At 63.5% G+C, this 12,124-nt stretch carries 10 protein-coding genes; 4 read left to right on the top strand and 6 right to left on the bottom strand.

The genetic code is table 11. From position 1 onward, the window contains the following. Positions 1–371: 371 nt before the first annotated feature. The 4 genes from C9F13_RS01590 to C9F13_RS01605 are packed head-to-tail and all read left to right on the top strand — an operon-like array spanning position 372 to position 6,958. Positions 372–4,154, top strand: a complete 3,783-nt coding sequence (locus tag C9F13_RS01590) for an ATP-binding protein (protein ID WP_108444488.1) — start codon at positions 372–374, stop codon at positions 4,152–4,154. Further along, entirely contained in the window at positions 4,151–4,813 is a 663-nt protein-coding gene (locus tag C9F13_RS01595; protein ID WP_108444489.1) for a condensin complex protein MksE, read from the top strand. Before C9F13_RS01590 ends, C9F13_RS01595 begins: the two co-directional genes overlap by 4 nt. After that, on the top strand, positions 4,800–6,065 hold the full coding sequence (locus tag C9F13_RS01600; RefSeq protein WP_157955148.1) for a hypothetical protein: 1,266 nt from the start codon (positions 4,800–4,802) through the stop codon (positions 6,063–6,065). Before C9F13_RS01595 ends, C9F13_RS01600 begins: the two co-directional genes overlap by 14 nt. Further along, the gene (locus C9F13_RS01605) at positions 6,062–6,958 is read left to right on the top strand and encodes a DUF7281 domain-containing protein (RefSeq protein WP_108444491.1); all 897 of its coding nucleotides are present in this window, start codon (positions 6,062–6,064) and stop codon (positions 6,956–6,958) included. The genes C9F13_RS01600 and C9F13_RS01605 overlap by 4 nt, the downstream gene beginning before the upstream one ends. Positions 6,959–7,347: 389 nt before the next feature. On the opposite strand, the gene upp is transcribed toward C9F13_RS01605, so the two are convergent. The 6 genes from upp to C9F13_RS01635 all read right to left on the bottom strand — a co-directional run bounded on the left by upp (position 7,348) and on the right by C9F13_RS01635 (position 11,996). Further along, the gene (gene upp / locus C9F13_RS01610) at positions 7,348–7,977 is read right to left on the bottom strand and encodes a uracil phosphoribosyltransferase (RefSeq protein WP_108444492.1); all 630 of its coding nucleotides are present in this window, start codon (positions 7,975–7,977) and stop codon (positions 7,348–7,350) included. A 99-nt stretch (positions 7,978–8,076) separates the two neighbouring features. Beyond that, the gene (gene ung / locus C9F13_RS01615) at positions 8,077–8,763 is read right to left on the bottom strand and encodes a uracil-DNA glycosylase (protein ID WP_108444493.1); all 687 of its coding nucleotides are present in this window, start codon (positions 8,761–8,763) and stop codon (positions 8,077–8,079) included. Positions 8,764–8,766: 3 nt separating this feature from the next. Beyond that, positions 8,767–9,246 (bottom strand): xanthine phosphoribosyltransferase, encoded by a 480-nt coding sequence (gene gpt, locus C9F13_RS01620; protein WP_108444494.1) that lies wholly within the window; start codon positions 9,244–9,246, stop codon positions 8,767–8,769. A 4-nt stretch (positions 9,247–9,250) separates the two neighbouring features. Beyond that, the gene (locus C9F13_RS01625; protein ID WP_108444495.1) at positions 9,251–9,796 is read right to left on the bottom strand and encodes an adenine phosphoribosyltransferase; all 546 of its coding nucleotides are present in this window, start codon (positions 9,794–9,796) and stop codon (positions 9,251–9,253) included. 38 nt (positions 9,797–9,834) lie between these two features. Next, on the bottom strand, positions 9,835–11,139 hold the full coding sequence (locus C9F13_RS01630) for an NCS2 family permease (RefSeq protein ID WP_108444496.1): 1,305 nt from the start codon (positions 11,137–11,139) through the stop codon (positions 9,835–9,837). Between the two features lie 227 nt (positions 11,140–11,366). Beyond that, on the bottom strand, positions 11,367–11,996 hold the full coding sequence (locus C9F13_RS01635; RefSeq protein ID WP_108444497.1) for a riboflavin synthase subunit alpha: 630 nt from the start codon (positions 11,994–11,996) through the stop codon (positions 11,367–11,369). Positions 11,997–12,124 lie beyond the last annotated feature (128 nt).

Consider the following 12,124-nt stretch of genomic DNA (forward strand, 5'->3'; position numbering starts at 1 on the left):
GCGCTTTCTCTCACAACCCGCTGAAAGTCATGGATTTTTTTCGATATTAAACTTTTGTCTAATCGACGACGGGCGCGACGGGCGCGGGACGTCGCCGCGACGCCATGCGCGAAAACGAACATATCGAGACCCATGGCGAACCCGCGTGCCAAGGAAAGGCGGTGGCGTCTGAAGCCGATAAGCCTGTAACACCGTCACAGGGTTGGCATTACGACTTTGTATCGCCATGGCGATAGAGTGTCTCGTACCCGGTAAAAAGTGATAACGCCTACCTACCTCACCGCAGCCCCGAGGCGAGCGAGACCTCTGTTAGACTTCAGTGAGTAAATGTGAAGCGCATATCCATCTCACTTGGCGCAGGGATCCCTCCGATGTCCGGACTGACAGCCATCATCCTTCACCACTCCATCTTTCACGGGAAGCGTTCCCGGATCGATTGTGATGGCCACACCAACGTGCAGGGCACCAACGGGGCGGGCAAGACCTCGGCACTGAAGTTGATCCCCGTCTTTTACGGCCAGGACCCGGGGGCGATGGTCGAGCGGGCGGCGAACAAGGTCAGCTTTGCCGACTACTACCTGCCCAACCACCAGAGCATGGTGGTGTTCGAGTATCGCCGGCGCGATGGCGCCTGCTGTTGCTCGATCCTGTATCGCCGCTCCGGTGGGCAACTGGCCTACCGGTTCGTGGAAGGGGCGGCCGACGAGACGCTGTTTCATTCCGACCTAAGCGAACGCTTTGCTGCGGGCGAGGCGGCCCACAGCATCGTCGGTGATGCCCTGCCAGGCATGGGGTGCGCGGTCAGCTCGCAGATCAATAGCGTCATGGACTATCGCTCCATCATTCAGAACGACGTCCATGCCAGCGGGAAACGGCGCCGGAAGAAAGCCGCCAAGTTCAGCCGTCACGAGGATGCACGACGCTTTAGCCTCGGTGATGGTCTGGGGCGGATGCAGCACATCGAGCAACTGACGGCCGTGGTGCTGGACAAATCGCGCCTCGTGTCGAGTCTCGAGGACATGGTGATCGACACCATGCTGCGAGACCGTATCGATATCAGTGATCCCCCGACCCACCACAAGAACGCCGACTTGTGGCAGAACGTCGAAAGCTTGGAGAAGTTCAAGCAGCATGAGCCGCGACTCCGCAAGGCGCTTGAAACCCACCTGGCCCTTCAGGACAGCCGAGAGGCGATCACGAGCACGCTTAGCGGCCTGGAACAGGCGATAGCGAGTAAGAAGGAGCAACTCAACACGCTAGAGGCTCAGCGTCGGGAGCTCGATGACAACCTCGAAGAGACCCGTAAGCGCTTTGATGAACGGCGGGAAGAGCTGAATGGCATCATCAGCCAGCAGCGCAGCGAGGCCCAGGCCGCCCAAAGCTGGCTTCTCGGGCAGGAGAAGGAGCAGGAGGCATGGGATGCCAAGGACATCGACACCTGGCAACAGCGCCTCGATGACCTGCCCTCGCTGCGCAAAGCGCTGAAGGGGGCGGAGGACGCGCTGGCCTACATGTCGGCCTCAGCCACACGGATCGAAGAAACCTACCACGCCCAGGTCAACAAAGTCCGTGAGGAGCATGGCAAGGCGCAAGCGGACTTCACCCGGCGTATCGACGCCGCCAACGCTGAGCTTCAGGATTTGAACGAGGCGCACAATGCCGCGCAGGCCGCCCTCGAGGACGAGATACGCAAAGAGCAAGACGATCTGCGCACCCGCGATGCGCAGCGCGCGGACGAGCTCCGGGCAGCCATCCAAGAGATTCAGGAGCAGCGCGCGACCGCCAAGGACCCCACGCCGGAGGAGGCTAAACGGTTGGCGGAAGCGGTGTCGAGTATCCAGAGCGCCGAAGCGCTCGTCGCCAGCCACTTGCAACAGCTGAACGCGGCCAACGACGCCGAGGAAAAGGAAGCACAGGCCCTCGAGCGGGCGGAACGGCTCTTCACTCAGGCAAAGAGCGCCAGAGATCTGCAATCCGCTGACGTCGAACGGCTGACGCGACAGGTCTACCCGGCCGATGGGACCCTGCTGGCGTTCCTACGTAATTCCGGGCTTGATTGGCACGATGGGCTTGGCAAGCTCATCGATCCGCGGCTGCTGCGGCGGCGTGATTTGCACCCCCGGCTGTCGAGTACGCCAGACCTGACCCAGGCCTTTGGGTTGGAGCTGGACTTGGCCGGGCTGGAGCGCCCAGACGACGCGCGGACCATCGAAGAACTCATGGCACTGCTGGAACACGCCAGCAACCGACTGGAAGCGGCCAAGAAAGAGGTGGACCGTCAGGAGAAGGCGTGGAAAGAGGCCCAGCAAAAGCAGGCGAAAACCGCCCAGAGCGTCACCCTCAGTCGATCGCGCCACAAGAACGCCGAGGACCAGTTATCTCAGTGCCGGGCCACCCATCACGCCATTGAGGCGGAGGTGACAGGCGCCGGGAACCAGCGCTACCAGGCCCTCACGGGCCAGCTGACTGACGCCAACCATCGCCTCGAGAAAGAAAAACTCGAGGCCGAGAAGCGTTCCCTTCATCTGCAGCGTGACCACAAGGCGCGGCAACTGCAGCTGAAGGCCGATCAGGGCAGCGCAATAGATGCTGTAAAGGAGCGGCGAGACCAGATAGTGGTGCGTCGCGAGGACCACGAGGCCTCGCTCACCTCGCGCCTTATCGAACTGGAGGCGGTCCGTGACCAGGCCCTGGCGGATGAGGGCATCGATATTGCCACACGACAGGCGAAAAAAGCGGAAGTCGCCCGCTTAACCGACGAGATAGAGGCGGCTGAGGCGATGCGCGATGAGGTCTTCGCCTACCAACAGTGGCGAAACCTCATGGTCGAGGAAAAGCCACGGAAGGAGCGCAGCTTTCACGACGCGAAACGCGCGCAAGACAAAGCCGAGCTTGAACTGAGCGATGCCCAGCAAGCCTATAGCAGCAAGCGGGAACGCCTTGAGGCTGACCGCCAGCAGGTCGCAGCTAACATCAACGGCGCCTCGCAAACGTGTGAGTCCTGGCAGCGGCTTTGTGACAACGCAACCGGCCTGCTTGATTCGATCCCGGTGATCGAGATTCCAGACCGTCAGGCGCTGGCGCCCAACAGCGAGGCCCTGGGCGATGAGCAGCTGGCTACCGAAATGCGCCGGTTGATCGAGTTCACTACCCGACAGAAGCAGGATGTCATCAAGGCCTCGCGCGAAAGCAGCAGCCTGATCGCGCAACACCCCGAAACCCAGATTCACGATACCTGGGACCGCATGAGTGAGGCGCGGCGCTTGCAGTCCGGGCTGCCTGAGGCCACTGAGGCACTGTACATCGTGCTGATGCAGGACCTTCAGGCGCTGGTCGATGAAGCGCTCCCCCAGGTCGAAAGCGCGCTCAACGAAACGATCCACAGTATCGGCGGGCAGCTCGCCTACTACCATGAGAACCTCAAGAACCTCGACACGATGACCTCGCGAGTCAGCCGTGAGCTGGAAGCCCAGCTGAACACGCAGCACGAGTTCTCCGAGATCAGTGATGTGAAAGTCGTCGTGCGTTCGAACATCCACGAATACGACTTCTGGAAGAACCTCAGTGCGTTTGCCCAGGTATGGAAAGCCTGGGGTCAGCAAAACTTTGCCGGCCTGCCGAGTACCGCCCTGCTGTCGTCGATGAGCCACGTCGACAAAGACCTGAAAGCCGCCAAGATGGCGACCTTCGACCTCAAGAACCTGGTCAGCATCGAGATCCAGTTCCGGGAACAAGGGCGCTTAGTGCCTATTCGCCGTGATGAGGACATGAAGAAGGCCAGCAGCGAGGGGCTGTCCAACATCGCCATCCTGATCCTCTTCAGCGGACTGACGCGCTACCTCTGCCGTGATCCACAGGTCAACATCACCTGGCCCATCGATGAGCTGGGCAAACTCGACCCGAAGAACGTGGCCAAGATCTTCCGCATGATGGCCGACTACAACATCACACTGCTGTGTGCCCAGCCCAAACTGCACAGTGATGTGCAGCGTCATTTCACCCAAAAAGTCTCCTTGAGCAAGGACGGCGGGGTTCGCATCATGCGCCCGCGCGAACATGACAAGGGCCATAACCCGCTGTTGGGCATGAGCAGTAGTGACGCCTCGGCGCCTGCGGGCCTGGCTCCTCAGGTCGACATGGAGAATCCGCTATGAGCTACGATCCCCGTTTCGCCGCCGCCATAGAGGGACTCTTGAGGGGCGAGGTGCTGTGCCCCGTCAGTGCCAAGGAGGCCCACGAATACCTCAGCACACTCGAAGGCCAGGACCGGGTGAGTCATTACTTGGCGGAGATCGGCCATGGGCTTGAACAAACCCGGGATGGCTCAGGGTATTACTGCGTCTATCTGGATACCGAGTCGCGTGGCGTCCGGCATCGGATCCGCCACCAATTCGAAAGTGCGGTGCGTGACTGGGAAGCCCTCTTGCGCTGGTTGCGCCTGTCTCGACAAGCCTCGCCATCCTCGCAGCCTTTGAAGGTGAAGGATGTCGTGCGCGAGAGTGAGTGGCTGGCCGCGATCGAAAACTCTTCCATGATGCAGGAAGAGCTGGAAGTCATCGCCACCCGCTTTCAGGTGCAGTCCCAGTCACGCGATGCCAAGGTCCGCCTGCGCCACTTGCTCGAAAAACTGTGCAAGCTGGGCTACCTAGTGGCCATCGACAGTTCCGGAGCCATCTACCAGGCCACCGGCAAGTGGTCCTTGCTTCAGGATCAGCTCGAGTTCGTGATGGCGCGTGAAGGCATCGTCGCTGAGGAGCGTGAGGCCGCGCTGAACGAACCACGGCAAGAGGGGCTCTTCCTTGGCACGTCTTGATGATGCGCGAAATGCGATGAAGGCCTTGGCCAAGTATACCGACGCGCTGGCCGAGGCAACGCTCGAACACGGCGGTGTGATCTATGACACCCCTGATAATCGCGAGACGATTCAGGCCCTGCGTCATCACCAGCTGGTCTTTCACCTTGATGAGGACCTCCCGCACGTACAGGTCAGTCGTGTGGTCGGAGACTTGATGGCGCATGTGACCCAGAGCTATCAGCGTCAGGCGTCCAGCGGTGCTGTCAGTGACTTGGTGCGCGAGCTCCAAAACGTCGTGGAAAGCTATTTTGTCGCCCGGGACAACGGTGCGACCGATGATGCCTCTCGGAAACTGATCGAGGCCCAGGAAGTCATTGCCAGCCTCATCAACACCCTCCAGGCCATCGTGGTCCGCTTCACGTACTATATCCATAATTGCTTTTCGACGGTCTCCGATATCGATCTGCGCATCCTGGAGAACCGCCGTGCGTTGGATGAAGCCGGCAACATTAACCGGCTTCTCGATACCCTGACCCCGTCCTACTTGATGCAGCTCGCCCGCTTCAGCCGCGAGCTGCAGTACCTGTTGACCAAGATCCTGGCCCGCAGCCTCTCGCGCTTGAGAGCGAATCTGGTGGATGCCCTCCACCGGCTCACCGATAACCTGGCCAAGCTGCAGAACGACAAGGAAGTGCAGCGACAGAACCATGTCATCGATGCCTGGCTGCAGCACTACGAGCGCAATCCCCGATATACCCCCGGCGAGGATATCCTCGATGAAGCCCATGGCCGGTCGCCTAGCCTCTTCCGAGTGGAGCCCCTTGAGATACGAGCGCACCCGGCCATAGACGACCCTTCACAGCGTGAGGGGCTTGATGAGCTCGCGGAGAACGCGTTGCGTCGCCTCGAGCCCGGCGCGCTCACCGATTCGAATGTCTCCACGGAGCGAGTCGAGGTGATCGACCAGCGTGGCGCCGAGGAGGTCGAGCCTGAAGATCCGCTCGAGCAGGCCCTGGAATGGTTCTTTGAGGCCTTGCCGACTCTCGTGACCCAACAGCCAATCTCAGCCATCGACGCCTACTACAAGCTCGATGTCGAGGAGCCCCTCGATTTCTGGATGCTGGCACTATGGGAGAGTTACAACATGCGGCTGGAGAACGGTGAGGACGTCGTGCCGGTCGAGCTGACCGAGCGGCAAATGGGTACTTATGATGGCACCCGCTTGGTGGAGGACATCGTTTTTTCTCTGGAAAGGCATCACGCGGCATGAGGGACACGATCAAGGCACTCCAGCGCGTCCTTCGTCAGCCCACCGACCAGGTGCGACTGGGCCAGGTGTGGCGGCACATTCATGAAGAGCATGGCATTGGCACCCCTCAAGGAAGGACGCTGCGGCTACTGGCCCACGACCTCGATCGTATCCGCCGTGTCTATGATCGACTCACCAATAACGCCGGCCTTCACGTCAACCTGGATCAGGATCGGGTGAGCCTGGCGGGTCACCTACCGGACGAGAAGATCTCCACGCACCAGGCCTTCTCTACCCTCCAGCGTGTTGCGCACACCAAAGGTGAGATGACCATCCGGGCCGGGGATACTGCTCTCCCGCTTCCTTGCCCGCCCGGCGTTCTCCTCGCAGTACTCGGCGACATGCTCATCCTGCCGCCCGAGACCCAGAACGTGCTGGTGGTAGAAAATGGGGCAGTGATGGAGCGCTGGTGGCAGATCGTGCCGCTGCTGCCAGACGCACTGCGCCACAATACCCTCATTCTCTATCGGGGCCATGACCAAGGCGCCCGCGAGCTGAAAACATTGCTGGCTGATTGGGCCGACAGAATATCGTTGCACTTGTTTGTGGATTTCGACGCGGCGGGCCTTGAGATAGCCCAGGGGGTCTTTGCAGACGTTCCGGCGCGCCAGCAGCAAGTCGTCATCCCCGTCTTCCCCCTCGAGCTCAAGAAGTCCCGTAAAGAGGGCGAGTATTTCAAGCAGCTTGAACAACTGGCCCGTTTGGAGCGCCAGCATGGCTTGAGTGCCGAGCTGCGCCAGGCAGTGCAGTTGATGAAGCAGGAACGACTCGCCTTGTCACAAGAAGCGATGCTGGCGCATGGAGCACCAGTGACCAGCATCGCCTATCGTGCTGGCAATCACCATCCAGCCTAACCGGGGAGCAATGGGTCAGCACCAACTTCGAGCGCAGCAGAAAGCCCCGGTAGGCAATGACCTTCCCCCTGGTTTAGGTCCACCCCCCGGAGACCCGCTCCCCAAGGGGGAAGCCACTATTGAGTGTGGCGCCTATCATCCCTCGCTTGAAGCTGTCGCCGCCTTCTGCTTTCGGCTGTGCTCTCTGGCGGCTATTGCCGCCTGCCGCCGAGAGCTGAAGACGGGTCAGTCAGGGAGGGCGAGCAGCACGGGATGGGGCGTCTGACGACGTCGATCGCCCTGCCAGCAGGGCGCCCGCGAAATGCGGGACGAGCCCCTGCTCTGATGACGAGGGATGTCATGCAAGGGAAGCTCCCGCAGGCAGAGCCCTGCGGGAGCGAAGCGGAGGCTTAGCGGGTGCCGAAGATCTTGTCGCCGGCGTCGCCCAGGCCCGGGACGATGTAGCCGTTCTCGTCGAGGTGGTCGTCCACCGAGGCGGTGTAGAGCTCGATGTCCGGATAGCTCTCCTGGACGCGCTTGATCCCCTCGGGGGCCGCCACCAGCACGATCACCTTCATGTGCTTGCAGCCGCGTTCGCGCAGCATGTCCAGGGTCGCCACCATGGTGCCGCCGGTAGCCAGCATCGGGTCTATGACGATGGCCATGCGCTCGTCCAGGTCATTGGCGAACTTGGCGAAGTACGGCACCGGCTCGAGGGTCTCCTCGTCGCGGTAGAGCCCGACCACGCTGACCCGCGCGCTGGGAATCAGGTCGGTGACGCCGTCGAGCATGCCCAGGCCCGCGCGCAGGATCGGCACGATGGTGACCTTCTTGCCCTTGAGCAGCTGCACCGGGATCGGCTCGCCGCTCCAGCCGTCGATGTTCTGGGTCTCGAGCTCGAGGTCGCTGGTCGCCTCGTAGGTGAGCAGCTTGGCCAGCTCGCCGGCCAGTTCGCGGAAGCTCTTGGTGCTGATGCCGGCTTCGCGCATCAGGCCAAGCTTGTGCTGGACCAGGGGATGCTGGATGGCATGGACGCTCATGGGGATGACCTCTTCGACGGCGGCGGGAAGGCGGCGACCATCGTCGGATGGACGACGGCGGCAAATTGCGCGCCATTCTAAACGCATCCGGCGTCGAGGTTAAGGCTGCTCGGGCAACTGCCAGTCGATGGGGGCGCGGCCCTGCTCGACGAGAAAGGCGTTGGCGCGCGAGAAGTGGTGGTTGCCGAAGAAGCCGCGATGCGCCGAGAGCGGCGAGGGGTGCGGGGATTCCAGCACCAGGTGGCGCCGGGTGTCGATCAGCGCCTTCTTCTGGCGCGCATGGCCGCCCCACAGCAGGAACACCGACGGCGCGGCGTGCTCGCTGACCGTCGCGATGGCGCGATCGGTGAAGGTCTCCCAGCCCTTGCCGCGGTGGGAGCCGGCGCTGCCCTGCTCCACCGTCAGCGAGGTGTTGAGCAGCAGCACGCCCTGGCGCGCCCAGGCCTCGAGGTTGCCGTGGGCCACCGGCCGGGTACCGAGGTCCGCCGTCAGCTCCTTGTAGACGTTGGAAAGCGACGGCGGCACCCGCACCCCGGGGCGCACCGAGAAGCAGAGCCCGTGCGCCTGATCCGGGCCGTGGTAGGGATCCTGCCCCAGGATCACCACCTTGACCTCGTCCAGCGGGGTCAGCTCGAAGGCGCGGAACCAGTCGGCCGAGTGCGGGTAGATCACCTTCCTGGCCGCCTTCTCGGCGGCCAGGAAATCGCGCAGCGCCTGCATGTAGGGGGCGTCGAACTCCTGACCGAGCCACTGTTGCCAGCTGTCGGGAAGGGGACACGTCGTCATGGCTCAGCGCCTCTCCTGGTCGACCAGCGGCTCGACATAGGCCACGCCCATGTCCCAGGGAAACTGGATCCAGCAGTCCTGCGCGACCTCGGTGAGGTACTGATCCACCAGCGGCCTGCCCTCGGGCTTGGCGTAGACGGTCACGAAATGCGCCTTGGGCAGCATCTCGCGCACCGCCTTCGCGGTGCGCCCGGTATCGACCAGGTCGTCGACCAGCAGCCACCCCTCGCCGTCGTGATCGACCCCCTTCATCACCTCCAGGCCGCCCTGCTCCATGCGCTCGTAGCTCTTGATGCAGACGGTATCGATGAGGCGCACGTCGAGCTCGCGGGCGATCAGCGCGGCGGGAATCAGCCCACCGCGGGTGATCGCGACGATCCCCTTGAGGTCGCGGCCGATCAGCCCCCGGCAGAGCTCGCGCACGTCGGCATGCAGCCGGTCCCAGGAGATGATCAGGCGCTTCTGATAGCGAGAGCCACTCATGAGGTCATTCGTCCTCGGTGAAGGAGCAGACCGCGAACACGCTGAAGCCCGCGTCGCGGATGCGCTGCGCGCCGCCGAGGTCCGGCAGGTCGACGATGGTGGCGGTCTCCACCACCTGGCCGCCGCTGCGGGTGATCAACTTGGCGGCGGCCAGCATGGTGCCGCCGGTGGCGATCAGGTCGTCGACCACCAGGATGCGGTCGCCCTCGCGGAAGGCGTCGGAGTGCAGCTCCACCTCGGCCTCGCCGTACTCCAGGGTGTAGGTCTCGCTGATGGTACGAAACGGCAGCTTGCCCTTCTTGCGCACCGGCACGAAGCTGCAGCCGAGCTCGTAGGCCAGCGGCGCGCCGACGATGAAGCCGCGCGCATCGATGGCGGCGATGGCGTCGATCTCCATCTCCTGGTAGCGATGCACGAAGCTGTCGATCAGCTTGCGGAAGGCCGCGCTGTTCTGCAGCAGCGGGGTGATGTCGCGGAAGTTGACCCCCGGCTGCGGCCAGTCGGGGACGGTGCGGATCACGGACTTGATGTAGTCGCCGTAGATGCTCATCGGATGCAGCCTCGATCAGTGAATGCGGTCAGCCAGGATCAGCTGAGGAACAGGAACTTGGCGGCGAACAGCAGCGCCAGCACGATCACCGCCGGATTCAGGTCCTTGAACCGCCCGGAGAGCGCCTTGATGGCGGCGAAGCTGATGAAGCCCAGCGCGATGCCCTCGGCGATGGAGAAGGTCAGCGGCATCGCCAGGGCCGCGATCAGCACCGGCGCGGCCTCGGTCGGGTCGTCCCAGTCGGCGTGGGAGAGGCTGCCGGCCATCAGCACCGCCACGTAGAGCAGCGCCCCGGCGGTCGCATAGGACGGGATGGAACCGGCCAGCGGCGAGAAGAACAGGCTGATCAGGAACAGCCCCGCCACCACCACGGCGGTGAGGCCGGTGCGCCCGCCGGAGACGATGCCCGCGGTGGACTCGACGTAGCTGGTGGTGGTGGAGGTGCCGAGCACCGCGCCCGCCATGGAGGCGCCGCTGTCGGCCATCATGGCGCGACCGATGCGCGGCAGCTTGCCATTCTCGTCCAGCAGGCCGCCCTTGTGGGCCACGCCCACCAGGGTGCCGGAGGTGTCGAAGAGGTCGACGAACAGGAAGGCGAAGATCACGCTCAGCATTGCCACGTCGAACGCCCCGGCGAGGTCCAGGGCCATGAGGGTCGGCGCGATGGAGGGCGGCATGGACATCAGTCCGCCGAATTCATTGTGACCGAGCACCATCGCCAGCGCGGTCACGCCGAGGATACCGATCATCACCGCCCCGGTGACCCGCAGGTAGGCCATGGCGGTGATCGCGAAGAAGCCCAGCAGCGCGTAGAGGGCCGACGGCTCGGTGAGATCGCCAAGCGACACGAAGGTCGCCTCGTTGGCCACCACGATGCCGGCGTTCTTGAGCGCGATCATCGCCAGGAAGAGGCCGATGCCCGCGGCGATCCCCAGGCGCAGGGAGAGCGGGATCGAGTTGATGATCCACTCGCGGATGCGAAAGACGCTGAGCAGGAAGAAGATGAAGCCGGAGAAGAAGACCGCGCCGAGCGCCGCCTCCCAGGTGTAGCCCATGCCCAGCACCACGCCGTAGGTGAAGAAGGCGTTCAGGCCCATGCCCGGCGCCTGGGCGATGGGATAGTTGGCCCACAGCCCCATGATCAGACAGCCCACGGCCGCGGCCAAGCAGGTGGCGACGAACACCGCTCCGTAATCCATCCCGGTCTGGGAGAGGATGCTCGGGTTGACGAAGATGATGTAGGCCATGGTCAGGAAGGTGGTGATCCCGGCGATGACCTCGGTCTTCACGTCGGTGCGATGCTCGGCGAGCTTGAAATGGTTGTCGATGAGACGTTTCAACATGGGTGTCCTTCCTGCGCGCGATGACGTCTGGGCGTCCGGATGTCATGAGCCGTCTCATGGCCCGGAACACCGGAGGGTGGCGAGAAAAGCGGCCTATGGTACCCAAAGCCTCTGCGCGTTGCGAGGCGTCCGGGCGGCACGCTCCCCCACAGTTAAGCAATCGCCGGGCCATTCGCCACCCGGCCTGCCAACGCAGTGACGCGCCCCGCCCGACCTACCCCGTGCGATCAGACCCCGCGCGCCTCGAGCACCCGCTCCACCGTCTCGACGATGGCCTGAGTCTGGGGGTCGATCTCGATGTTGACGAGGTCGCCTGGGACGCGGTCGACCAGGATGGTCCTGGCCAGGGTCTCGGGGATCAGGTCGACGCAGAAGCGCGGGCCGTGCTCGGCGCTGGCGCGGCGGGTCTCGCCGATGGTCAGGCTGATGCCGTCGACGCCGATGTAGCCCTTGTCGAACAGGTAGCGCCCCAGGGCCGCGGGGACCTCGAACCACAGCCGGCGATTGTTGGGTGCCTCGTCGAGTTCGACGAGCTCGGCCATGCCCATGACGTGGCCAGACATGGCGTGGCCGCCAATCTCGTCGCCGAAGCGGGCCGCGCGCTCGATATTGACGCGATCGCCCTCCTTCAATGCACCGAGGTTGGTCACGCGCAGGGTCTCGCGCATCAGGTCGAAGCTGATCCGCTCCCCGTCGATGGCGGTCACCGTGAGGCAGACGCCGTTGTGGGCCACCGAGGCGCCCAGCGTCAGACCCTCGTTGAGCGGCGCCGGCAGCGCCAGCACGTGAGTACGGAAGGCCTCGGCCTCCTTGATGGCCACCACCTCGGCGGTGCCCTGTACGATGCCTGTGAACATGACTGCTCCTCGTGCGCGTCGACCCCTGGCGGGCCGCCAAAACGGCCAGTCTAGGAAACCCGGCCCGGCGCGTCCATTGACCGCGCCGCCCCAAGCTCACCGACCGCCGCGGCGCGGTTCGACGCGCA

Origin of the sequence: Halomonas denitrificans (assembly GCF_003056305.1) — a bacterium.
GTDB classification, from domain to species: Bacteria; Pseudomonadota; Gammaproteobacteria; order Pseudomonadales; family Halomonadaceae; genus Halomonas; species Halomonas denitrificans.